The organism is Nesterenkonia sp. CL21 (assembly GCF_031705515.1).
In the GTDB taxonomy this organism is placed as follows: Bacteria; Actinomycetota; Actinomycetes; order Actinomycetales; family Micrococcaceae; genus Nesterenkonia; species Nesterenkonia aethiopica.
In genome coordinates this window covers 208,817-231,506 of the sequence record NZ_JAUTWR010000003.1, presented here as the reverse complement: position 1 = coordinate 231,506, position 22,690 = coordinate 208,817, and the positions used below count along the sequence as shown (strand labels likewise).

Annotated in this window: 23 protein-coding genes; 17 read left to right on the top strand and 6 right to left on the bottom strand. The window is 70.6% G+C overall.

What is annotated here, in order from left to right:
* The first annotated feature begins 19 nt into the window (after window positions 1-19).
* Window positions 20-286 carry a F0F1 ATP synthase subunit epsilon gene (locus Q7C18_RS07685; RefSeq protein WP_070162108.1) on the top strand — a complete coding sequence of 89 codons (267 nt, stop codon included), beginning with the start codon at window positions 20-22 and terminating at the stop codon, window positions 284-286.
* Between the two features lie 124 nt (window positions 287-410).
* On the opposite strand, the gene nucS is transcribed toward Q7C18_RS07685, so the two are convergent.
* Complete coding sequence (gene nucS, locus Q7C18_RS07680) at window positions 411-1,103, bottom strand: endonuclease NucS (protein WP_070162158.1); 693 nt, start codon at window positions 1,101-1,103, stop codon at window positions 411-413.
* A 155-nt stretch (window positions 1,104-1,258) separates the two neighbouring features.
* Between nucS and Q7C18_RS07675 the strand changes: the two genes are divergently transcribed.
* Window positions 1,259-1,582 (top strand): hypothetical protein, encoded by a 324-nt coding sequence (locus Q7C18_RS07675; protein WP_070162106.1) that lies wholly within the window; start codon window positions 1,259-1,261, stop codon window positions 1,580-1,582.
* 28 nt (window positions 1,583-1,610) lie between these two features.
* On the opposite strand, the gene Q7C18_RS07670 is transcribed toward Q7C18_RS07675, so the two are convergent.
* Window positions 1,611-3,065: an AI-2E family transporter gene (locus Q7C18_RS07670; protein WP_311024857.1), complete on the bottom strand. Its 1,455-nt coding sequence runs from the start codon at window positions 3,063-3,065 to the stop codon at window positions 1,611-1,613.
* A 256-nt stretch (window positions 3,066-3,321) separates the two neighbouring features.
* Here Q7C18_RS07670 and Q7C18_RS07665 point away from each other — a divergent pair, with 256 nt between their 5' ends.
* The 7 genes from Q7C18_RS07665 (at window position 3,322) to Q7C18_RS07635 (ending at window position 12,504) form a co-directional block, all read left to right on the top strand.
* Complete coding sequence (locus Q7C18_RS07665; protein ID WP_311024856.1) at window positions 3,322-5,727, top strand: hypothetical protein; 2,406 nt, start codon at window positions 3,322-3,324, stop codon at window positions 5,725-5,727.
* A gap of 53 nt (window positions 5,728-5,780) precedes the next feature.
* Entirely contained in the window at window positions 5,781-6,767 is a 987-nt protein-coding gene (locus Q7C18_RS07660; protein ID WP_311024855.1) for a tetratricopeptide repeat protein, read from the top strand.
* Window positions 6,768-6,850: 83 nt separating this feature from the next.
* A complete protein-coding gene (locus Q7C18_RS07655; RefSeq protein WP_311024854.1) occupies window positions 6,851-7,663 on the top strand; it encodes an ABC transporter ATP-binding protein in 813 nt (270 codons plus the stop codon).
* Window positions 7,648-9,237 (top strand): transporter, encoded by a 1,590-nt coding sequence (locus Q7C18_RS07650; RefSeq protein WP_311024853.1) that lies wholly within the window; start codon window positions 7,648-7,650, stop codon window positions 9,235-9,237. Before Q7C18_RS07655 ends, Q7C18_RS07650 begins: the two co-directional genes overlap by 16 nt.
* Window positions 9,230-10,018, top strand: coding sequence for a tyrosine-protein phosphatase (locus tag Q7C18_RS07645; RefSeq protein WP_311024852.1), 789 nt, complete (start codon window positions 9,230-9,232; stop codon window positions 10,016-10,018). The genes Q7C18_RS07650 and Q7C18_RS07645 overlap by 8 nt, the downstream gene beginning before the upstream one ends.
* A gap of 56 nt (window positions 10,019-10,074) precedes the next feature.
* On the top strand, window positions 10,075-10,482 hold the full coding sequence (locus Q7C18_RS07640) for a DUF3039 domain-containing protein (RefSeq protein WP_396954347.1): 408 nt from the start codon (window positions 10,075-10,077) through the stop codon (window positions 10,480-10,482).
* Window positions 10,483-10,767: 285 nt separating this feature from the next.
* Window positions 10,768-12,504 carry a DEAD/DEAH box helicase gene (locus tag Q7C18_RS07635; protein ID WP_311024937.1) on the top strand — a complete coding sequence of 579 codons (1,737 nt, stop codon included), beginning with the start codon at window positions 10,768-10,770 and terminating at the stop codon, window positions 12,502-12,504.
* A 55-nt stretch (window positions 12,505-12,559) separates the two neighbouring features.
* Here the strand turns inward: Q7C18_RS07635 and Q7C18_RS07630 are convergent, their stop codons facing one another.
* Window positions 12,560-13,204 carry an isochorismatase family protein gene (locus Q7C18_RS07630; protein WP_070162094.1) on the bottom strand — a complete coding sequence of 215 codons (645 nt, stop codon included), beginning with the start codon at window positions 13,202-13,204 and terminating at the stop codon, window positions 12,560-12,562.
* A gap of 73 nt (window positions 13,205-13,277) precedes the next feature.
* The gene (locus Q7C18_RS07625; protein WP_311024851.1) at window positions 13,278-14,330 is read right to left on the bottom strand and encodes an NAD(P)/FAD-dependent oxidoreductase; all 1,053 of its coding nucleotides are present in this window, start codon (window positions 14,328-14,330) and stop codon (window positions 13,278-13,280) included.
* A gap of 109 nt (window positions 14,331-14,439) precedes the next feature.
* Here Q7C18_RS07625 and Q7C18_RS07620 point away from each other — a divergent pair, with 109 nt between their 5' ends.
* Window positions 14,440-15,000, top strand: a complete 561-nt coding sequence (locus tag Q7C18_RS07620) for a helix-turn-helix domain-containing protein (RefSeq protein ID WP_070162092.1) — start codon at window positions 14,440-14,442, stop codon at window positions 14,998-15,000.
* 72 nt (window positions 15,001-15,072) lie between these two features.
* Here Q7C18_RS07620 and Q7C18_RS07615 read toward each other — a convergent pair whose 3' ends face one another.
* Window positions 15,073-16,332, bottom strand: a complete 1,260-nt coding sequence (locus tag Q7C18_RS07615) for a nicotinate phosphoribosyltransferase (RefSeq protein ID WP_396954350.1) — start codon at window positions 16,330-16,332, stop codon at window positions 15,073-15,075.
* Between the two features lie 114 nt (window positions 16,333-16,446).
* Between Q7C18_RS07615 and clpS the strand changes: the two genes are divergently transcribed.
* From clpS to Q7C18_RS07580, 7 genes are read left to right on the top strand one after another with little or no spacing between them, the layout of a single operon-like run.
* On the top strand, window positions 16,447-16,755 hold the full coding sequence (clpS, locus tag Q7C18_RS07610) for an ATP-dependent Clp protease adapter ClpS (protein WP_070162090.1): 309 nt from the start codon (window positions 16,447-16,449) through the stop codon (window positions 16,753-16,755).
* A gap of 3 nt (window positions 16,756-16,758) precedes the next feature.
* Window positions 16,759-17,475, top strand: coding sequence for a DUF2017 domain-containing protein (locus Q7C18_RS07605; protein ID WP_311024849.1), 717 nt, complete (start codon window positions 16,759-16,761; stop codon window positions 17,473-17,475).
* The gene (murI, locus tag Q7C18_RS07600) at window positions 17,472-18,419 is read left to right on the top strand and encodes a glutamate racemase (RefSeq protein WP_070162086.1); all 948 of its coding nucleotides are present in this window, start codon (window positions 17,472-17,474) and stop codon (window positions 18,417-18,419) included. Before Q7C18_RS07605 ends, murI begins: the two co-directional genes overlap by 4 nt.
* 16 nt (window positions 18,420-18,435) lie before the next feature.
* The gene (locus Q7C18_RS07595) at window positions 18,436-19,287 is read left to right on the top strand and encodes an MBL fold metallo-hydrolase (RefSeq protein WP_311024848.1); all 852 of its coding nucleotides are present in this window, start codon (window positions 18,436-18,438) and stop codon (window positions 19,285-19,287) included.
* Window positions 19,284-20,024: a ribonuclease PH gene (gene rph, locus Q7C18_RS07590; protein WP_085437183.1), complete on the top strand. Its 741-nt coding sequence runs from the start codon at window positions 19,284-19,286 to the stop codon at window positions 20,022-20,024. Before Q7C18_RS07595 ends, rph begins: the two co-directional genes overlap by 4 nt.
* On the top strand, window positions 20,021-20,677 hold the full coding sequence (rdgB, locus tag Q7C18_RS07585) for an RdgB/HAM1 family non-canonical purine NTP pyrophosphatase (protein WP_396954346.1): 657 nt from the start codon (window positions 20,021-20,023) through the stop codon (window positions 20,675-20,677). The genes rph and rdgB overlap by 4 nt, the downstream gene beginning before the upstream one ends.
* Window positions 20,674-21,747, top strand: coding sequence for an exonuclease domain-containing protein (locus tag Q7C18_RS07580; protein WP_311024847.1), 1,074 nt, complete (start codon window positions 20,674-20,676; stop codon window positions 21,745-21,747). The genes rdgB and Q7C18_RS07580 overlap by 4 nt, the downstream gene beginning before the upstream one ends.
* Here the strand turns inward: Q7C18_RS07580 and Q7C18_RS07575 are convergent.
* Window positions 21,731-22,687 carry an ADP-ribosylglycohydrolase family protein gene (locus Q7C18_RS07575; protein ID WP_311024846.1) on the bottom strand — a complete coding sequence of 319 codons (957 nt, stop codon included), beginning with the start codon at window positions 22,685-22,687 and terminating at the stop codon, window positions 21,731-21,733. The two genes, Q7C18_RS07580 and Q7C18_RS07575, sit on opposite strands and share 17 nt — an antisense overlap.
* Between the last annotated feature and the right edge of the window lie 3 nt (window positions 22,688-22,690).

Below are 22,690 nucleotides of genomic sequence, written 5' to 3'. Positions count from 1 at the left end.
GGCAGGGAAGGAACAGATCATGGCTGAACTCGACGTCCAGGTGGTCTCTCAGGACCACGCGGTGTGGTCCGGGCCCGCGAAGGCGGTCCGGGGCCGCACCATCGAGGGCGACATGGGCATCCTGCCCGGTCACACCCCGGTGCTCGCACTGCTGGCCTCCGGTGAGCTGCTCATCGAGCCCGTGGACGGGTCTCCGGTCCGGGCGAACGTCAGCGGCGGCTTCTTCTCGGTCGACTCCGACCGGGTGACGATCGTCGCCGACGACGCCCAGCTGGTCACCGACTGACCGGCACTCTCACTTCACACAGCTGAGGCCGCCGTCGAGGTCCCCGTCAGGGGACCTCGACGGCGGCCTTCGGCGTGTCTGGAGAAGCGCGGGGGCACGGGGTCCTGTCCGGGTGCCGGCGTGGTCAGAAGAGGCGGGACTCCGCGTCGTCGAGGCCGCGCATCTCGTCGTAGTCCAGCACCACGCAGCGGATACCACGGTCCTCTGCCAGGGTGCGGGCCTGGGGCTTGATCTGCTGCGCGGCGAAGACGCCTTCGACCGGTGCGAGCAGCGGGTCCCGGTTCAGCAGGTCCAGATAGCGGGTGAGCTGCTCCACGCCGTCGATGTCGCCGCGGCGCTTCAGCTCCACGGCGACCGTGCCGTCAGGTCCCTTGGCCAGGATGTCCACCGGGCCGATCGGTGTGGGGTACTCCCGCCGGATGAGGCGGTGTCCTTCTCCGAGCCGATCGATCTGTTCGGAGAGCAGGCGCTGCAGATCGGACTCGACGCCGTCCTTCACCAGGCCGGGGTCCGTACCGAGGTCATGACTGGAGTCGTGGTGGATCTCGGAGAGGGAGATGCGCAAGGTGTCGTCGCTCTTGTCCGCCTTCACGGTCCATATCTCGGTGATGCCGGCCTCGGCCTCCTCGGCGTCGGGCGCGGAGACCCGCAGGGTGGCCGGCGGGGACATCCAGTTCAGCGGCTTGTAGGAGCCGCCGTCGGAGTGCACCAGCACCGCCCCGTCGGCCTTGACCATCAGCAGGCGCGTCGCCTGGGCCAGGTGGGCGTTGAGTCGTCCGGAGTACGTCACGGAGCAGGTCGCAATCACCAATCGCACGGTGGTCGATCCTACCGTCTCCCCGCCTGCGTCGCGCACTGCGCCATGCGGCGATCACGGATCCGTCGCCTCGCCGGGGCCGGAACGGCCAGGCCGCCCGTCCGATGAGGTCCCCGATGCTCGAGACCTGCTGAGCCTCTGGAAGAATGGGAGCTATGGGCAAGGGGTCTCGGGGTTCACGGCGCGGCGGCCGGCGGGGACCCTCCAAATGGCAGCAGGAGCCCCGCCCTCTGGACGAGAGCCTGCTCTCGCCGGGAGGCTTCGCCGCAGGCCGAGTCGCCAAGCGGGACGGCGAATATCACGTCCGCCGCATCACCGCGGCCGGAGCGACGAAGTCCTATGTCTGCCCCGGATGCCACCATCGCATCGAACCGGGAACTCCCCATGTGGTGGCCTGGCGGGCGGACTCGATCTTCGGCGACGAGCGTGCCGCCGCGGAGCGTCGCCACTGGCACAGCCACTGCTGGCGCATCGGCTGAGGTCGACGGTCGGACCCGGCGCGAGGGTTCAGCGACTGTCCTGGTGCGTGATGAGCACTTCCCGGATGAGAAGCATGAGGGCGGCCGCCGTCGGAATGGCCATGAGCGCTCCGAGGACGCCCAGCAGCGTGCCACCCGCGATGACAGAGATCACGGCCACCGCGGCGGGGATCCTCACGGCGCGAGCCATGATGCGCGGGGACACCAGATAGGCCTCGATCTGCAGATAGACGAAGTAGATGGCCGCGAACGTCACGGCGGTCTGCCAGTCGACGGTGAGCGCCATGAGCGTCACCAGAGAGCCGCCGGTGACCGGACCGACCAGCGGGATGAAGGCCAGCACCCCGACGACGACGGCGAACAGCGCCCCGAAGGGCACGCCGGCGATGGTGATCGCGATGTAGGCGACCACCCCGTTGAGGAAGGCCACACAGGCCTGACCGATGACGTAGTAGCCGACCCCGTTGAGGATGCGATCGCCCAGATGCTGGATCCTGGGCCGTCGGGAGCGGGGGACCAGCCGGTAGCCCCAGGCCTTCATCGTGGGCAGGGAGGCGAGGAAGTAGAGCGCGAGCACCGCCACCACGAGCATCCCGAAGCCGGTGGTGAGCACGGCGGCCCCGACGCCGAAGAGGCCGCCCAGCGCGTTGGTGATGTTCGACGGATCGGCGACGAAGCGGGCAACCTCGTTGTCGATGATGTCCTGGACCTGGAAGTCCTCGTCGAGCCGTCGGAACCAGGGGGAACGGGAGATGTCGTAGACGATCTGCGGGATCGACGTCACGAAGTTCGACATCTGCTGCGTGACGGCTGGGGCGAGCCAGGCGATGAAGGTGGACACGGTCGTGACGAAGGCCAGCATGGTGGCCAGCACGCCGGCGGGCCGGGGCAGGCCCAACCGCTCGAGCGCCCGGACGACGGGGTCGAGACCGAGGGCGATGAACAGCGCGGCACCGATCCAGATCAGCAGCTGCGTGTTGGTCTGGCCGATGTAGAAGATCAGCAGCGCCAGGCCGACGCCGACGGTGAACATGAAGCCCGTGTACACCGGTCGGGTGATCTGGGTCACCTGCTGCAGCGTACGGGACGGCGTCGGCTCCTGGAAGTGTGCCGTCTTGCGGGACGCGCCCTCCTGGTCCCCTGCGGCGGATGTGGGCCCGGGCCCGCCGACGTCGGCCGCGGCCTCGTCCGTCCTGGGCTCCTGTGGGTCCTGGGGCGGTCTCGTCTCCGGGCCGGATTCGGGCGGAAGCCCGTAGGCGTCATAGCGGAGGACCGGCTCGTCGGGGTCGACGATGATGGGCTGCAGGGCCCGGCGCAGACCGGAGAACCGTCGACGACGGGGCGCTGGCTCTGACGCGGACGGAGCTCCTCCCTCGGCGGGGCCCGCGTCCTGGGGACCCGGCATGCTGCGGCGCGGATCGGACACTCCACGGCCTCGACCACGGGAGGCCAGCCGTCTCAGGCGGCGCTGCAGGAAGCTCACATGACCACCCTAGCGGCGACCTGATGATCTGCGCGTGAGGCTGGAGACGCTCCACATGAGGCTGGCGGGGCCGGATCGGGAGTGAGTCAGGGTACGCCGGGCCGCCCGGGGCAGGCGGGGGACGATCCGGAATGCCGGTCGGTGCGTGACGCCTCGCGGCGTGACCGTATCGTTATCGTGGGCTAATCTAGAGAGTCGGGCCGTCTGTCGTCGGCCTGCCCGTCATCGTGCCCCCGCCTCAAAGGACACTCCGCCTGTGCGCTTCCTGTCTTCGCTCCTCGCCTTCCTGCTCGGACTGGCCGCTCTGGCGATCGGCATCGGCCAGCTGACCGTCTGGGCGCCTCAGGAGACCGTGACGGCGCACTCTCCTGAGCTCGAGGACGCCCCGCTGACCGTGATCACCGACGGGGTCGTCGACCTGGACGACGGCCGCGAGGAGTTCACCCTCGAAGCCGAGGGGGAGTACACGATCGCCCTGGCACGTCTGGACGACATCGAGGCGTGGGTGGACGACGCCGCCCATGTGCAGATCTCAGGCGTCGAAGAGCCGTCTGCCGAGCAGGACGCGCAGGTCGTGGCGGAACACGTCGCGGGCGAGTCCGAGGTGCCGGACCCCTCCGATTCGGACCTGTGGGTGGCCACCGAGACCGCTGAGGGGCCGCTGGTCTACCGCTGGGTGGCCCCGGATGACAGCGGCGACTGGGCACTGATGATCTTCCGTGACGGCGAGGAGCCCGCCCCGTCGGCCGTCGCCGTGGAGGTCGAGCAGCCCGTGGACAGCACGTGGGGGATCGCCCTGATCATCGTCGGCGGACTGCTGATCCTTCTGGCGCTGGTGCTGTTCTACCGGGCGTTGTCGGCTCGGCGGAAGGAGCGGGATGTGCTCGCCGCCGCCTATGACGGGGAAGTCGTGGCCGACGACGACGTGCCTCTCGCAGGGGGCACCGACTCCGCCGCCGAGACCGAGACGACGGCCTCTGCGGAGGCGCTCGATGACGAGGCGCCCGAGGGCACGGCGCTCGAGGACACCGCACCCGAGGACACTGCACCCGAGGACACTGCACCCGAGGACACTGCACCCGAGGGCAACGCGTCCGAGGGCGAAGCCACCGAGGTCGATGAACCCGAGGTCGATGAGCCCGGCGTTGATGAACCCGGCGTTGGTGAACCCGGGGTCGAGGAGCCCACCACCGTGGTGCCGGCCGTGGAGACGCCCTCCACCGACGTCGCCGACGACGAGGCTGCAGACACCGCCGCAGACACCGCCGCAGAGACCGATCCCGCCCTGGCGGACGCCGAGGTCGATCCTTCGCCCCGGGAAGCGGACGAGGGTGCCGACGCTGAAGGCGCCACGTCTGCCGACGAGCCTTCGGAGACCGAGACCGACGAACCAGCCGACGCGCACCCTGAGGGCGATGAGGACGACGAGGAGGTCCAGGTGACCGAGCCCACCGCTGAGTCCCCGGAGCCCCGCCGGCGATCCTTCTGGTGGCGCAGCTCGTCGGTCGCCCTGCTGGCCGCCGTCGCCGTCCCGGCGGTGCCGGGGGTCGACATCGCCGCTGATCTGCAGGCCGCGCCGGAGGAGGAGCAGGCGGAGGACGAGGCCGCAGAGGATGCGGCCGCTGACGCTGAGGACGCTGACGCTGAGGACGCTGAGGACGCTGAGGACGCTGACGGCGCTGACGGCGCTGACGACGGCGAGGCTGCCGAGGAGGACGCCGAGGAGGGCGCCGAGGAGGGCGGCACCTCCGGCACCGGAGAGGCCGGCGACCTGCCGGAGGCCCGGGAGCACTCCGTGCTGCTCGAGAGCCAGCTGCAGCGCATCGTCGACGACATCGCGGAGGTGGTCGAGGCCGGCGACGAGGAGCAGGACGTCGACGTCCTGCAGGAGCGCGTGGCGGGCAATGCCTTCGAAGTCCGTGAGCTGACCTACCGGAACCAGGAGATCGCTGACGGCTCAGCGCCGGAGCCCGTCGGCTCCGAGGTGCTGGCCGCCGCCGTGACCTCCTCCGGTGAGTTCCCGCGTCAGGCAGTCGTGATCACCCGGCACGAGGATTCGGAGATCCCGCAGGTGCTGGTCATCGAACAGGAGTCCGCGCGGGACAACTACCGCCTGACCCAGGCGGTGATGATGATGCCCGGCACGGAGTTCCCGGCGATCTCCGCTGAGGAGGGCGGTGTGGTGCCGGTGGACCCCGATGCGGAGGTGGCGCGGTTCGCCCCCGACTTCGCCATGGTGCGCACGGCGGTGTTCCTGAACAACCGGGACTACTACTTCGGCATGCACGTCGAGGACAACCCCTACATCGAAGACCTGCAGTCCTACCAGGAAGAGGTGCAGGAGTCCGCGGCAGACATCGACATCTCCTACACCCGGCCCCTGGCCGAGGAGGGCACCACGGCTCTCCGGCTCCCGGACGGTTCCGTGCTGGCCGTCGGGTCCTTCGACTCGACGATGCAGCTGCGCCCGCACGAGCCGGGGGACCAGATCATCTTCGAGGACGAGACGCTCGCCGAGCTCGCTGGCACGAGCTCCACCACCGCCGACGCCGACGTCGTCAGCCGGGAATCGATGATCCTCCACATCCCCGCCGAGGACGAGGACCCGGTCGTCCTGCTGGGCGTGCACGATATCGTGAATGACGTGCACATCCTCGACTGAGGCGGCCGCGGGCCCGCGCACGGCCGGGCCACGGTCATGAGGAGCAGCAACCGATGAGCAGCACTGATGGAGGAGTGAGCGCTGTGACCCAGCCAGGACCCGAATCCCAGACCGAGGCGCACGCGTCGGTGAACACGCGCGGCGCCGTCGACCTCTCCCAGCTGGGCGGCGGCGGACCGCAGCCCGATCCCGGCCAGCCCGGCGGCGAGCACGCGGCCGGCGCCGACAGCTGGGTCGTGCCGATCCGGCCCGAGCAGCTGCAGCAGATCGTCCAGCTCTCCGCACAGGCCCCGGTCCTCGTCCTCATCCATGGTGCGGACGAGGCCTCGGCGACGATGCGCACGACGCTCGCCGACCATGTGGATGCTCAGCAGGGCCGCGTGCTGCTGGCCGAGGTGGACGCCTCGACCAGCCCTGAGCTCGCCCAGGCCCAGGGTGCAGACCAGATCCCGGTGGCCACCGCCTTCATCGGCGGACGCCCGGTGGGAGAGTTCGACTCCACCGTGCCGGCGGATCAGCTCGGCGAGGTCGTGACCCAGATGGTCCAGCTGGCCACCCAGAACGGCATGACACAGAAGCTGCCCCCGCAGAGCCGCCGTGCGGGAACTGCCGGCGAGGAGCCCGAGCTGCCGCCCCTGCATCAGGAGGCGCACGACGCCCTGGAGCGTGGGGACCTCGAGGCCGCTGTGGCCGCCTATGAGAAGGCGCTGCGGGAGAAGCCGGATGACTCCCAGGCTTCGCTGGGACTGGCCCAGGTGAAGCTCATGCGGCGCACCCAGGACCTGGACGTGCAGCAGACGCGCACTGGGGCCGCCGAGAACCCGGACGACGTCGACGCGCAGATCGCCGTGGCCGACGTGGACGTCCTGGGCGGCCATGTGGAGGACGCCTTCGCACGGCTCATCGGCTTCATCCGGGCGCACACCGGTGATGACCGAGAGAAGGCCCGAGCGCATCTGGTCGAGCTCTACTCGATCGTCGGAGACACCGATCCGCGGGTGAACAGGTCCCGCCAGCAGCTCGCCCGCGCCCTCTTCTGAGCCCGTCGCCGGCGGACACCGACCTCCTGGATCATCCCGAGGGTGGATGCTCGACATCGGATCGGGCCAGTAGCCTGTGGCCCATGGCAGACATCGCTGAGACACCGTTCCCCGCTCCGGCCGGCTCGGCCCGCCAGGACGCCGGCGTCGCGGCCCTGCGGCTGCGAGGCCTCACCAAGCGTTTCGGCGAGAAGCTCGCGGTGGCCGGCCTGGACCTGGAGGTCCCCCGCGGATCCTTCTACGGCTTCGTGGGTCCCAACGGCGCCGGCAAGACGACGTCGCTCTCCATGGCGACCGGGCTGCTGCGCCCGGACCAGGGCGCGGCGGAGGTCGGCGGCATCGACGTCTGGGAGCGACCTCTGGCGGCCAAGAGGCGCATGGGCGTGCTGGCCGACGGCGTCGTGCTGTTCGATCGGCTCACCGGTGAGCAGCTGGTGACCTATGCGGGGCTGCTGCGCGGCATGGATCGGGAGACCGTGGCTCAGCGCTCCGCTGACCTGCTGCGCGTGCTGGGCCTCGCCGAGGCCGCGGACACGCTGGTCGCCGACTATTCGGCAGGCATGACCAAGAAGATCGCCCTGGCCTCCTCGATGATCCACGCCCCGGAGCTTCTGGTGCTCGACGAACCGTTCGAAGCGGTCGACCCGGTCTCGGCCCGCACCATTCGCGGGCTGCTCGACAGCTATGTGGCCTCCGGCGGCACCGTGATCCTCTCCAGCCACGTGATGGACCTGGTCGAGCGCATGTGCACGCATGTGGGCGTCATCGCCGAGGGACGGCTCCTGGCCTCCGGCACGGTCGAGCAGGTCCGCGACGGCCAGGACCTGGAGAGCCGCTTCGTGGAGCTCGTCGGGCTCGAAGGCGGCGAACAGGAGCTGTCATGGTTGCGACTCTGATCCGGCTCAAGCTCACGCTGTCCGCCAACAGCTTCAAGCGATCCGCCTGGCAGGTGGTCGGCACCCTCTTCGCCCTGCTCTACGGGGTGGGCATCACGGGAGTGGTGGTCGCCGGGATGGTGGCCGGCGGGTCACCTCTGGTGGGCCTGGAGCCGGAGCTGCGCCAGACGTACTCGGTGCTGCTCGGTGCGGGCGTGATGCTCCTCTGGCTGCTGGTCCCGCTCTTCCTGACCGGCGGAGACACGGTGATGGATCCGAAGCAGCTGGTGACCTACGGGCTGCCGCGGCGCACCCTGGTGGTGGGTCTGCTGCTGTGCGGGCTGGTCTCGATCGGGTCGGTCCTGACGCTGCTGTGGCTGATCGGCTACATCCTCTACTGGCGGGCGGAGCCTGCCGCCCTGGTCGTCGCGTTCGTCAGCGCGCCCGTGCTGCTGCTGACGTTCTCCCTGGTCAGCCAGGCCGCGGTGACGGCGGCCAGCGCCTGGCTCGACGGGCGCCGGTTCCGGGACCTCATGGCGATCCTGGGCCTGGGGCTCGCCATGCTCATCTGGCCGGCGATCACCATGGTGCAGAACACCGCCGGAGGTCTCGCCGAGGCGATGCCGACGATCGCCGGTGTGGTGTCCTACACCCCGCTCGGCGCGGGGGCGGCGCTGCCCGGGGACGTCGCCGCCGGTCGCTGGGGAGCCCTCGCGCTGCACCTGTTGGTGCTCGCTGCGACGATCGCGGCGGCCCTGCTGGTGGTCCGGGCCGGTCTCGTCACGCTCACCGAACGACCGCCGGCACCGAAGACACGACGACGATCCGCTCAGCAGGGCAGGCTGGGTCTCTTCACGATCTTCCCCGACCGCCCGTGGGGCGCAGTCGCGGCCCGGTCGCTGACGTACTGGCTCAAGGACCCGCGGTATGGGGGATCGCTGGTGGTGGTCCCCGGGCTGGTGATCCTGGCGATCTTCCTGCATCTGCAGACCGGCCAGACGGTCTTCCTCTACGGCCTTGGACCGTTCCTCGCCTTCACCCTCGGCTATGCGATCTCCGCGGACGTCTCCTATGACCACACGGCCTTCAGCCTGCATGTGACCGCCGGGATCCGCGGCATCGACGATCGCGCGGGTCGGGCTGTCGCCCTGCTGACCTTCGCCCTTCCGGCGACGCTGCTCGCCGCGATGGTCCCTTCCTGGATCGCCGGTGGGCTGATGCCGATGGTGCTGACGACGACGGTCAGCGTCGGGATGCTGCTGACCGCTGTGGGCGTCTCCTCCCTGGTCTCGGCGCGCTTCACCTACCCGGTGCCCAAGCCGGGGGACAGCCCGTTCAAACAGCCGCAGGGCGCGCTGGGGCGGGTCATGGTGATCCAGCTCCTCTCCATGGCGGCCATCGGACTGCTCATGGCCCCGGAGCTGGTGGGCTGGATCGTCTGGACGTTCACCGGCATCGGCTGGGTGGGCGCGGTGACGGCGACGGTCGCCGTGCTCAAGGGAGCTGGCATCCTGGGGGCGGGACTCCTCCTGGGCGCACGGGTCTTCGACCGCAGCCAGCCGGAGCTGTTCCAGCAGGTGCAGGCCCATGCCTGAGTCCTCACCCGCGCAGTCGGGCTCCCGGCCCCGTCTGCGGCTGTCCCGGCTCGAGAACCTGCGGGACCTCGGGGGACTGCCCGTCCGCGGAGGGATACTGCGTCCGGCGCGGCTGTGGCGCGCCGACGACGTCGCCCTCGCCTCGGCGGACCAGCTGGCAGAGCTGGCCGCCACTGGTCTGCGGAGGATCATCGACCTGCGCTCGGACCAAGAGCTGCGGGCCACGGGCCCGGGTCTGGCGGCCCACTATGGCATGCGCAGGCATCATCTTCCGCTGACCCAGGAGGTGGCCGACCCCGAGGTGATGGCGGCGGTGTTCGAGCAGACGACGAGCCCCGAGGGCGCCGGCCGCTGGTACGCCTCGCTGGTGGACGGACGGGCCGCCGATCTGGTGCAGGCGGTGCGGCACGTCGCGGAGCATCCGGGAGGTGCCCTGGTCCACTGCGCGGCGGGCAAGGACCGCACCGGTGTGGTGGTGGCCGCCGTGCTGGCAGCTCTGGGGGCCCGGACCGAGGACATCGTCGCCGACTACACCGCCACCGATGCCAAAGTTCCCGCCGTGCTGACACGGCTGAGGTCGGCAGGCCATGTCGCGGCCCCTGACGGGCGCATGCGGGACGTCGACCGGAACCACGCGATGCTGCGGGCCCCGGCGGCCACGATGCGGGCGATGCTGGAGCAGCTGGGCGGCCCGGAGGGACTGCGTGACCGACTGGAACGCGCCGGCCTCGACGCCGCCCTGCACCGGCGACTGTGCGCCCACGTTGTGGATCCGGGGTGAGCGACGCCGACGTCGCCTGCTCCCCTCTGTCAGGGTGGACCGGTAGAATGGCGGCCATGATGGTTCACCAGCACAGCCTCCGCCCGTCCCGTGAGGAGGACCTCGCCGCGGCCGCGGCCCGGGTCCCCTTCGGCATGCACACTGCGGACCCGTCCTCGGCTCCGTCGCCCGGCGGCGCGGCGACGATCGAGCGGGAGCACCAGGAGCAGCTGTCCGAGCCGGGCGACCACGAGCGCTTCTCCCACTACGTGAAGAAGGACCGGATCATGGAGTCCGCCCTGGAGGGCGGCGCCGTCGTGGCCCTCTGTGGGAAGGTGTGGGTTCCGTCCCGGGACCCCAAGAAGTTCCCGGTCTGCCCCGAGTGCCAGGAGATCTACGAAGGACTTCAGGGCGGCGGCGACGGCGACGGTGAGTCCGGCGGTCGTCGAGGCGGCGGCTTCTTCGGCTTCGGCCGGAATCGCTGAGCCTGCCCCATCAGCGCGGCTCCTGGTGCACTGATCCGATCTCGCCCCGGTGTGCGTGCCTGTCGGGGCATCGTCAGCGTGTGCCCTCCACCGGGCCGCCGGGTGCGCAGTGCGCCGGCGCCATGAGCAGATCCTTCGCGGCGCAGACCCGCGCCTGCGGCCGTCCCAGCCGCCTCTCGTCATCACCGGAACTCGACCATCAAGGGTGCAAGTACAGCCGTGACTGATTCCTCAGGCGTTCAGACCGAGTCGCTGTTCGACGTCGGCACCGACGTCGGGGCCTCGATGCCGCCGGTCTATCCGCACCGTGCCGCCCGCGGCACCGCGCCGAAGCTGCGACAATGGCAGCAGGAGGCCCTCGACCTCTACATCCAGAAGTCTCCGCAGGACTTCATGGCGGTCGCCACGCCCGGGGCCGGCAAGACGACCTTCGCTCTGCGTGTGGCGAAGCTGCTGGTGGACTCCGGGGAGATCAATCGCATCTGTGTGGTGGCGCCCACCGAGCACCTCAAGCATCAGTGGGCCGATGCTGCCTCCCGCATCGGCCTGGCCATCGACCCGAACTTCAAGAACTCCGACGGCCGTCACGGCCGGCAGTACATCGGAGTCGCGGTGACGTATGCCCAGGTGGCGAACAAGCCGGCCCTGCATCGGAACAAGACCGAAGCAGGACGCACCCTGGTGATCCTGGACGAGATCCACCATGCCGGGGACGCACTCTCCTGGGGCGACGGCATCCGCGAGGCCTTCATCCCCGCCAGGCGCCGGCTCGCCCTGACCGGCACACCGTTCCGCTCGGACACCTCACCCATCCCGTTCGTCGACTACGTGGAGGCTGCCGATGGTGTGCGACGCTCGAAGGCGGACTACTCGTACGGCTACGGACCTGCGCTGAAGGACAAGGTCGTGCGGCCCGTGGTCTTCATGGCCTACTCGGGCAACATGCGCTGGCGCACCTCCGCCGGTGAGGAGATGGAGGCCCAGCTCGGGGCGGCCGCCACCAAGGACATCACCAATCACGCCTGGCGCACGGCGCTGAATCCCGAGGGTGAGTGGATCCCCGCTGTGCTCTCGGCCGCCCATCGGCGGCTGCTGAACGTGCGGGAGAAGGTGGAGGACGCTGGGGGGCTGGTCATCGCGACCGACCACGAGACGGCACGTGCCTATGCCGCCCAGTTGGACCAGCTCACCGGTCAGAAGACGACGATCGTCCTCTCGGATGACAAGGAGGCCTCGCAACGCATCGAGGACTTCTCCGCGGACGGCTCGCGGATGTGGATGGTCGCGGTCCGGATGGTCTCCGAAGGCGTGGACGTGCCTCGGCTGTGCGTGGGAGTCTATGCGACCTCGACGTCGACGCCGCTGTTCTTCGCCCAGGCGATCGGTCGCTTCGTGCGTCGCCGCCAGGCCAACGAGGTCGCCAGCGTCTTCCTGCCCTCCGTGCCGGTGCTCACCGAGCTGGCCAACGAGATGGAGGAGGAGCGGGACCACGCCCTGGAGGTGCCGCAGGCCCACGATGAGGAGGGCGAGATCCCGGAGCAGGACCTCCTGGACGAGGCGGAGAAGGAGGACCGCGCCTCCGAGGAGCTGACCAAGGGGAAGTTCGCCGCGCTCCACTCGAACGCCGCCTTCGACAAGGTCCTCTTCGACGGTGACGAGTTCGGCCTCGGAGGGGCCGTGGGCTCCGAGGAGGAGATGGACTTCCTGGGCATCCCCGGGCTTCTCGAGCCGGAGCAGGTCTCCACCCTGCTGAAGCAGCACCAGGCCCAGCAGCTCAAGCGCCGACCGGAGGCGGCCCGGGAGCGGCCGGCCGACGTGGTGGACCACCGGCAGCTCAAGAAGCTGCGCAGCCAGCTCAACTCCTCGGTCTCGGCCTACTCGGCCAAGACGGGCATGCACCAGGGCACGGTGCACAACAAGCTCCGGGAGGCCTGCGGCGGGCCTCAGGTGGGCCAGGCCACCCAGGCGCAGCTGGAGGCTCGGCTGAAGAAGCTGCAGAACTGGTTCGTCGGCCGGAGATGAGCAGACTGCGGCACCGTGCATCCCGCCGGTGCCGGCAGGGCCGGCCGTGCGGGGCTCACAGGTCGTCGAGGCTGAGGATCTCCACGTCCGCCTCGGCGAACTCCTCCCAGGCCTCTGCGGTCCTGTCCGGGTCCACCCCTGCGGTCAGCTCCCGGATCACCCGGACCTGATACCCGTTCTCCACGGCGTCCAGGACCGTGGCGCGCACACAGTGGTCGGTGGCCAGCCCCACCACGGTGACGGTGTCGATCTCCTGTTCCGTCAGCCAGGCGTGCAGGTCCGGCGCGTCCTCGGCCACGGCGTCGCCCGGGGTGACCTTGACGCCCTTCTCGCCCTCCAGGGTGCCGACCCGCTCCGGGTCTCCCAACATCCCTTCGAAGCCCGAGTAGCCGTCGGAGTACAGCCCCTTGAGGAAGCGGGCCCCGACGTGCTCGGTGTCCAGGTCGTCGTGCAGCTCGGCTCCGCGCTCGCCCGCCACACAGTGGACCGGCCAGCTGGTCCGGAAGTCCGGGTCGGCGGAGAAGTGGCCGCCCGGGTCGATGTGCCAGTCCTGAGTGGTGGCCACGGCGTCATAGTCCGCGTGGGCGACTTCCAGGTGCTCGCTGATCTCGCCGGCCACCTGGGCGCCGCCCTGCACGGCGAGCGCGCCGCCTTCACAGAAATCTTGCTGGACGTCGACGATGATCAGAGCGTCGGCCATGGAACTCCTCCTTCGACGGTGGGCGTGGGATCGTCCACGTGGTGACCACGCTACTGCACCGCCGAGGGAGGGGTCACGTGCGCGATGCGAGGGCTCCTGGCGTGCCGTCGAGCGCGGCGTCCTGCTGCTGAGCGGTCTGCTGGGCGAGGTCGAAGTCTTCGGTCACCAGCGCCATGTTGGCCCCGGCGCCGGCCATGGTGCCCCCGCTCATCGACACCACCACATTGGCTGCCGGGCTGGCCACGTTCCCGGCGGCCCAGATGCGTGGGTGGCTGGTGCGGCCGGTGGCGTCGACGGCGAGGACGTCACCCATGGGGCTCGGGGTTCGGTCCAGCTCGAAGCCGGCGAGGAAGCCGTCATGGGGGCGCAGCGCCCCGAGGGTGAACAGCGCGTCCACCGGCACGTGGCGCCCGTCGGCCAGGACCACCCCGGAGAGTGCATCACCTGCCCCCTCGACCTCCGTCACCTCGACAGGCTCGATCCTCACGCCCCGTGAGCTCAGGCGGGCGGCGGTCTCCTCGGAGAGCTCTCCGGCGCCGGCGCTGAAAAAGGTGATCCGGTCGGTCCACTGGCGCAGCAGCTCGGCGTGGTGGAGGGCGAACGGGCTCGTGGCCAGCACGCCGATGCGCTGTCCCCGGACCTCCCAGCCGTGGCAGTAGGGGCAGTGGAGCACGGAACGGCCCCAGCGCTCGGCCAGGCCGGGAATCTCCGGGAGCTGGTCGGCCAGGCCTGCGGCGGCGATGACGACGCGGCCGAAGACGGTCCGGCCGTCCTCCAGGGCGGCGACCATGGACGCGGGGCCGGCACCGGTGGCCTCGGCCAGCCGGGTGACGCGCCCGGAGATGATGTCGGCCCCGTAGCTCAGCGCCTCCTGGCGGCCGCGACGCAGCAGCTCGGCGGGATCGATCCCTTCGTGGCCGAGCACCGTGTGCATATGGGAGGCGAAGCGATTGCGCGGGGCTCCGGCGTCGATGATCAGCACCCGCCGCAGGGAGCGTCCCAGGGCGACGGCGGCGCTGAGCCCGGCGGGGCCGCCGCCGATGACGAGGGCGTCATACTGCTCTCCCTCGGCGGTGGAGGGGGAGTGGTCGGTGGACGGAGTGATGTGAGGAGTGTCTGTGGTCATGGCTCCATGGTCCTCCTGCGACACGTTCTCAGAAAGACATCTTGCAGAAACGGCAAAAACTGGGCAGGATCGAGGGGACAGGACGTGTCGTCGGAGAGGATGGCCGCAGATGAAGGAACTCGCCCAGGTCGGCATCAGGCTGCGGGCCGCCCGGACGGGACGCGGCTGGACCCTGGACCGACTGGCCCGTGCCTCGGGGATCTCCGCCTCGACGATCTCGCGGCTGGAGTCCGGAAAGCGCCAGGCCAGCCTCGAGCTGCTGCTGCCTCTGACGCGTGAGCTCGGGATCGCCGTCGACGACCTGCTGGTCCTCCAGACGCCGGACCCACGGGTATGTCGCCCCGGATGGCGCACCGAGGACATGGTCGTCCAGCCGCTGTCCGAGGAGCGGTCCCCGGTCAACGCGTTCCGGATCACCTACGCGGAACGTCCCCGGCAGGAGCAGCTGCACACCCATCCGGGCTATGAGTGGTTCTATGTGGCCTCCGGCCGACTGCGGCTGCAGCTCGGCGACGAGGAGCTGATCCTCGGCCGCGGAGAGGCCGCCGAGTTCGACACGCTCATCCCGCACAACCTCAGCGCGGCCGGCCCGGGAGAGGCCGAGATCATCAGCCTCTTCAGCGAAGAGGGTGTGGCACCGCACACGGCCGCCGACGGGGCCGACCAGTGACGGCTCCGGGTCGGTCAGCTGCGGGCTGGTCAGCTGCGGGCCGGTCAGCTGCGGGTCGGTGAGCCCCGGGCCTCACGAGAAGATCGTGGGCAGGACCGGCTCGCCGTCCTGCAGCCGGGCGGCCGCGGGCGGCAGCTCCGCCACCGAAGCCCGGTGACGCTCGCGGGCGCGCTCGACCCCCGGCGCGCCGGTGTGCTCAGTGCGGATCTCGCCGTCGACGACCAGCGGCACCATCAGCTCGCGGAACGAGTCCGTCTCCAGCTGCGGGGCGTGGCCCACGCCGATCACCTCGGCGTCGGCCACACCGTCGCCGTCATAGGTCCGCACCGGATGCTTCGTGCCGCCCACACTGCGTTTGCCCACCGCCGTCTTGGCGACCGGAACCGGGGCGCCGTCGTCGTCGGTGCGCTCCACCAGCTTGTAGACCATCGAGGCGGTGGGAGCCCCCGATCCGGTCACCAGCTGGGTGCCCACCCCGTAGGAGTCCACCGGAGCGGACTGCAGACGGGCGATCGCGTACTCGTCGAGATCCGAGGTGACGATGATGCGGGTCTCGGTGTTGCCCAGCGAGTCCAGCAGGGCGCGGACCTGATGGGCCTGCTCCACGAGGTCGCCCGAGTCCAGGCGGACCGCGCCCAGTTCCCGGCCGGCGATCTCCACCGCCCGCCGCACCGCCGCCTCGACGTCATAGGTGTCCACCAGCAGCGAGGTGCCCGCGCCGAAGGCCTCCACCTGGGCGGCGAAGGCCTGCTCCTCGGAATCATGCAGCAGGGTGAAGGCGTGCGCCGCGGTGCCCAATGTGGGCAGCTGCCACCGGCGACCGGCCTCCAGGTTCGAGGTCGCGGAGAATCCGGTGATCACGGCTGCGCGCGCCGCGGCGACCGCTGAGGACTCCTGGGTGCGGCGGGAGCCCATCTCCACACAGGGCCGATCGCCTGCGGCCATGGTCATGCGGGACGCGGCCGAGGCCACCGCCGAGTCATGGTTGAGCACCGAGAGCACATAGGTCTCCAGCAGGGTCGCCTCGGCGAAGGTGGACTCCACGCGCAGCACCGGCGAATGCGGCAGGAAGATCTCACCCTCGGCGTAGCCGTGGATGCTGCCGCTGAAGCGGTAGCCGCGCAGGAAGTCCAGCGTCGCATCGTCGACGATCCGATGGTCCGCCAGGAAGCCCAGCTCCTCGTCCCCGAAGCGGAAGTCCGCCAGTCCCTCGAGCAGACGACCCGTGCCGGCGACGATGCCGTAGCGGCGCCCGGCAGGCAGGCTGCGGGTGAAGACCTCGAAGGTGCAGCGCCGGTGCGCCGCGCCCGAGTGCAGCGCGGCCTGGAGCATGGTCAGCTCGTACTGGTCGGTCAGCAGGGCGGTGGACGAGCTCGGGGCCGGGGACGGGCCGGAGGCCTCGCGGCGGAATGAATCTGTCACGCCCTCCAGCGTAGAATACTCGCCATGAGCTCCGTGGAAGGGTCGACGCTCACCCGTGAGGAGACCGATCTCGAGGCCGAGTTCTCGTCGCTCCCTGAGGTGCAGCGTCCGTATCAGGTCGTCGTCTGGAACGACCCCGTCAATCTCATGTCCTACGTCGCCTGGGTGTTCCGCACCTACTTCGGCCATCCGCGAGAGCGGGCCCACCAGCTGATGCTGCAGGTCCACGAGCAGGGGCGCGCCGTGGTGGCCACCGGAACCCGCGAGCAGGCCGAACGGGATGTCACTGCCATGCATCACTACGGCCTGCAGGCCACCCTCGAGGAGTCCTGACCCGTGGCCACCGCATTCCGCGCCTCATCCCGCGGCTACCGCGCCGATCTGGACGCCCATGAGCGACGCCTGCTCAGCTCGCTGTGCGCCGACGTCATCGAGCTCCTGGAGGCGCGCACCGCCGAGCTCGCCGACGCCTCCGATCCAGCCGGTTCGGGACCCCCGCTCAGCGAGGAGCGGGCTGAGAGCACCGAGGAGGCCTCCGTCTTCGCGCACTTCCGCGCCGAGCTGGCCGGACTCGACGCCTCCGAGAGCCTGGAGGCGCCCCAGGACGAGGTCCTGGCCAGACTCCTGCCGGACGCCTCCGGCGACCCCGAGCAGGCCGCGCAGCTGCGCCGGCTCTCCGAGGGCTCGCTGCGGGAGTCGAAGATCTCCGACCTGCGCACCGCCCGCATGCTGCTGGAGACCTCCCCGGTCCATGTGACCGAGGAGCAGGCCCCGCCGTTCGGACGGGCACTCAACGACGTCCGGCTCACCCTGGCCACCCGCCTCGGGATCCGCACCGAAGCCGACGCCGAGACCGTCCACCAGTCCGCCGTCTCCTCCCGGGCCAAGACCACCGAGACGTTCATGGCCGAGATCTACACCTTCATCACCTGGCTGCAGGAGACGCTCTTCACCGCCATGGTCGAGCTCCTCCCCGAGGAAGATGAGCAGGACGAGCAGGACGAGCAGGACCCCGGCGGGACCCCCGACGCCGACGGCGGGGACCGACGGTGACGGCCCCGCCGCGACCGGAGGCTCCCATCGGCATCTTCGACTCGGGTGTCGGAGGGCTCACCGTGGCGCGCGCCGTGCTCGACCAGCTGCCCGGCGAGTCTGTGCTCTACATCGGCGACACCGCCCGCGGGCCCTATGGCCCCCTTCCCATCGCCAAGGTGCGGGCGCAGTCGCTGGGCGTGATGGACGAACTCGTCGACTCCGGCGTCAAAGCCCTGGTCATCGCGTGCAACTCCGCCTCGTCGGCGGTGCTGCGGGACGCCCGCGAACGGTACACCGCGCGGTACGGCATCCCGGTGGTGGAGGTCATCCAGCCGGCGGTCCGCCGGGCGGTGGCCGCCACTCGGACCGGACGCATCGGCGTCATCGGCACCGAAGCGACCATCGGATCCCGGGCCTACGAGGACACCTTCGCCGCGGCCCCGCACCTGCAGATCACCTCGGCGGCCTGCCCCCGGTTCGTGGAGTTCGTCGAAGGAGGCATCACCGCCTCGCCCGAACTGATCACCCTCGCCGAGGGCTACACGGCACCGTTGCGCGAAGCTCACGTTGACACGCTCGTCCTGGGCTGCACGCACTACCCGCTGCTCACCGGCGTGCTGTCCTATGTGATGGGAGACGCCGTGACCTTGGTCTCCTCGGCGGAGGAGACCGCCAAGGATCTGTTCCGGGCGCTGACCCGCCACGGCCTGCTCAGAGACGACTCCGCCGGCGCGGGGGAGCACGTCTTCCTCTCCACCGGGTCGGCGGCGTCCTTCCATCGGCTGGCCCGCCGCTTCCTGGGGCCCGAGGTCGGGGACGTCCGTCAGCTCGACGACGTGACGGAGACGTATCCGACCGGTGTGATTCCGCAGGTCACCGACGCTATGCTGGCCCGTGCGGCCGCGCAGGCCGGTCCATCGACACCGGCCGCGTCGCCCACCGTCGGCGGAGACACGACCTGAGGGGACGGGGCAGGACATGGAACTGACGATCATCGGATGCAGCGGCTCATTCCCCGGGCCGGAGTCCCCGGCGTCGTGCTATCTGCTCAGCGCCGAGCACGACGGGCGCACGTGGCGGATCATCCTGGACCTCGGCAACGGCGCCCTGGGCAAGCTGCAGCAGCACATCGCCCTGGAGGACCTGGATGCGGTGTGCCTGAGCCACCTGCACCCGGACCACTACATGGACCTGTGCGGCCTCCACGTGGCCATCCGCTGGCGCCCCGGGGGCTGGCCGGGCCCCCACCTTCCGGTGTTCGGGCCGCTGAACACCGATCAGCGCATCGCCAACGCCTACGGCATGGAGCCCGACCCTGGCATGCACCCGGACTTCGACTTCCACAGCTGGAACCCGTGGCAAGTCCAGCAGATCGGGCCCTTCCGCATCACGGCGATCCCGGTGCGGCATCCCATCGACGAGGCCTATGCCCTGCGCGTCGAGGCCCCGGGAGCCGATGGTCGCCTGAGGACGCTGACCTATTCCGGCGACACCGACGCCTGCGACAACCTCGTAGAAGCTGCGCGCGGCACGGACCTGTTCCTGTGCGAGGCCGCCTTCGAGGACGGCCGTGACGACCACATCGAGGGCGTCCACCTCAACGGCCGACGCGCCGGTGAGATGGCCTCCGCCGCCGAGGCCGGGCGCCTGCTGCTGACCCACATCCCCGTATGGACCTCCAAGAAGGTCCTGCTGGAGCACGCGGCCGCCACCTACGACGGCGACATCGCCGTCGCAGTCGGCGGCGTCACCTATCAGGTGGGCGCGCCGACCCCGGCCGTCACCACATCCGTCGCATCATCCCGAGAGGACCGTGAGACCACAGCGTGACTGAGAACCTCCTGCGAGCCGACGGCCGCGCACCCGACCAGCTGCGTGAGATCACCATCACCCGAGGCTGGTCCGGACATGCCGAGGGATCCGCCCTCATCGAGTTCGGTGACACCCGCGTGCTGTGCACCGCCTCCTTCGAGTCGAACGTCCCTCGATGGCTCAAGGGCCGCGGCACCGGGTGGGTCACCGCCGAGTACGCGATGCTGCCGCGGGCCACCAACACCCGCTCCTCCCGCGAATCCGTGAAGGGGAAGATCGGCGGCCGCACCCACGAGATCTCGCGACTGATCGGACGGTCCCTGCGGGCAGTGGTGGACACGGCCGCACTGGGGGAGAACATGATCACCCTGGACTGCGACGTCCTCCAGGCCGACGGCGGCACGCGCACCGCCGCCATCACCGGCGCCTATGTGGCGCTCGCCGACGCGGTGGCGTGGGCTCGGGAGCAGGGCCACGTGGCGCGTCGCGCCGAGGTCCTGACCGGATCCGTGGCCGCGATCTCGGTGGGGATCCTGCCAGACGGCACGCCGGTGCTCGACCTGCCCTACTCGGAGGACTCCACGGCGCAGACCGACATGAACGTGGTCGCCACGGGTGACGGAGAGTTCGTGGAGGTCCAGGGCACTGCTGAAGGAGCCCCGTTCCGCCGGGACGAGCTGGACTCCCTGCTGGACCTGGCTCTGACCGGCACTGCGCGGCTGACTCGACTGCAGCAGGAGGCGCTGGCCTCGTGAGCACCATCTCCGCCCCTCATGGAGCCCGCCTCGTGCTGGCCACCCACAACGCCGGGAAGGTCCGTGAGCTGCGTGCCCTGCTCGCCGACGCCCCCGGGCTGCAGGGTCTCGACCTGGAGGCCGCCGTCCTCGACGCCGCGGCCGCCGGCTGCCCCGTCGTCGCGGAGACGGGCGTGACCTTCGAGGAGAACGCCCTGCTCAAGGCCCGGGCCGTGGCCGACGCGACCGGCCTGCCGGCAGTGGCCGATGATTCCGGGCTCGCCGTCGACATCCTGGGAGGAGCGCCGGGGATCTTCTCCGCCCGATGGGCGGGGGCGCAGTCCTCCGATGCGCGGAACCTGCACCTGCTGCTCGAACAGCTGGCCGACATCACCGCGGAACACCGCGGGGCGGCGTTCGTCTGTGCGGCGGCCCTGGTGACCCCCGATGGCCAGGAGACCACGCGCATCGGCCGCCTCGAGGGGACGCTGCTGGGCGCGCCGCGAGGCGAAGGCGGCTTCGGCTATGACCCCATCCTCCAGCCGACGGGGGAGACCCGCAGCTGCGCGGAGCTGACGATGGCGGAGAAGAACGCGATCTCTCACCGGGGGCAGGCCTTCGCCGCCCTGCGTGAGCACATCGTGGCGGCCCTCCAGGGGGCCGGCCAGCGGTGAGCCTGAACTTCACCGCGGTCGACTTCGAGACGGCCAACGGGTTCCGGGGATCGCCCTGCTCCGTGGGGCTGGTGCGGATCCGCGACGGTGCCGAGGCGCAGACACTGTACCGCGAGCTGAGACCGCCGGAGGGCTACGACCGCTTCGATCCCAAGAACGTCGCGGTGCACGGGATCACCGCCGAGGCCGTAGCCTCTGCGCCGCGCTTCTCCGAGGTGTTCCCCGAGGTCATCGACTTCATCGGCGATGACACCGTGGTGGCGCACAACGCCTCCTTCGACGTCGAGGTGTTCCAGGCCGCCCTGGAGGTCAGCGGCATGGACTCCCCGGGTCTGGAGTCCTGGTGCTCCGTGCAGCTGTCCCGAGCGGTCTACGACCTGCCCTCCCACGCCTTGCCTCGCGCCGCGGCCGAAGCGGGGCATGTGCTCAGCCGTCACCATCATGCGCTCGAGGACGCTCGCGCCTCGGCGGCGATCGTCTGCGACATCGCCTCGCGGACCGGGGCCGCGGACCTCGAGGAGCTCTTCCTCGCCCAGGGCTTGGAGCGGCTGCGGCTTCCTGCCTGGTCTGGGGCACCGGACCGTGTCTCCCGTGCCACCACGCAGGTGCGGGCCATGGGGCCGATCTTCGACTCTCGACTGCGCACGGTGCCGGACGAGGCGCTGCCCGACCTGCTGCGCTGGCAGGACGAGGGCCGCAACCTCCCGCCCGCCGCGGACGCGGATCCCCGGCATCCGCTCTACGGCCAGCACGTGGTCTTCACCGGCGGACTCAGCATTCCCCGACCTGAGGCGAAGCGGCTCGTGGCCGCCCACGGCGGTCAGACGACGTCCCGGGTGACCGCCGGCACCACGATCGTCGTGGTCGGTGACGGGTACACCGTACAGGGGCCCGCGGATCAGGAGCAGCTGCACACGAACAAGGCCCGGGACGCGCTGCGCCGGCGGGATCTCGGGCAGCCGCTCCGGGTGCTCGACGAGTCCGAGTTCCGCGGCATGCTGGGACGCGCGTGGCCCGCCGCGACCGAGCCGCCGCCGACGGCGGCCGTGCGGCTCACGCCGGAGCGGTGACCTGCTCCCAGTCCGTGAGCAGAGATGTCCTCAGAACGTCCTCGAGCTCCTGAGGGAGCACCGGAGCTGGTGCGGCACCGACGCGGGCGGCACTGTCCTCCGGGCTGTTCTGCTCCACCGGCTTGTCCTGCTCCATCGGCTTGTCCTGCTGCATCGAGGCGGCTGCCGCGGCGACCTGGGCCCGCACGACGGCGCGGGCGCCGTCGTCGGCACCGGCCATCAGGTCATCGGCCCGCCGCACGGCCGCCTGTCGCTCGGCCTCGGGCATGTGCGGACGCTGAGCGATGCTCCGGATCAGGCTGATCAGCTCGCGCGCGGCGCTGAGGACCTCGGGATGCCCCTGGGTCAGGGCCAGTGCCTGCTCCGCCCAGCTGAGCAGCATCTGTTCCTCCACATAGGGCACCAGTGCCAGCGGCACCAGACGCACCAGTCCGGCGGCATCGCGGGCGGAGGGCTGGGAGGGCACCGAGAGGTAGGCCATCTCGCCGTCGGCGAGACCCGCCAGGGAGACCCCACCGGTGTCTGCCTGCAGGCGCAGGCGCGGATGCGGTTCCTGCAGCAGAGCGGCCAGACCGGCGTCGAGCGGTCGTCGCGGAGGCTCAGGGGCTCCATCGGGGAAGGCCCCGGTCAGCAGCCGGTGCCACCGCAGGGAGCTGAGCCACAGGCAGGCCAACGGGTCGGCGGGGACACCCTGGCGCGTCCAGTCCAGCAGCTCCAGGAGGCCGTCCGCGAGGCACAGCTGATGGGCGGCCTCCGCGTGCAGGAGGTGCGTCTCCCGGTCGGGAGCCAGCGTGGCGCTGAGGCCCGCCCGCAGCACCGGGCCCAGACGGCGGATCAGCAGGGCATCGGGGGAGGGTGCGGCGTCTGCCGCGGCAGGACCAGCGGTGGACGGGCTCTGTGCTGACGGGCTCTGTGCTGACGGGCTCTGATCACTGCTCACGCC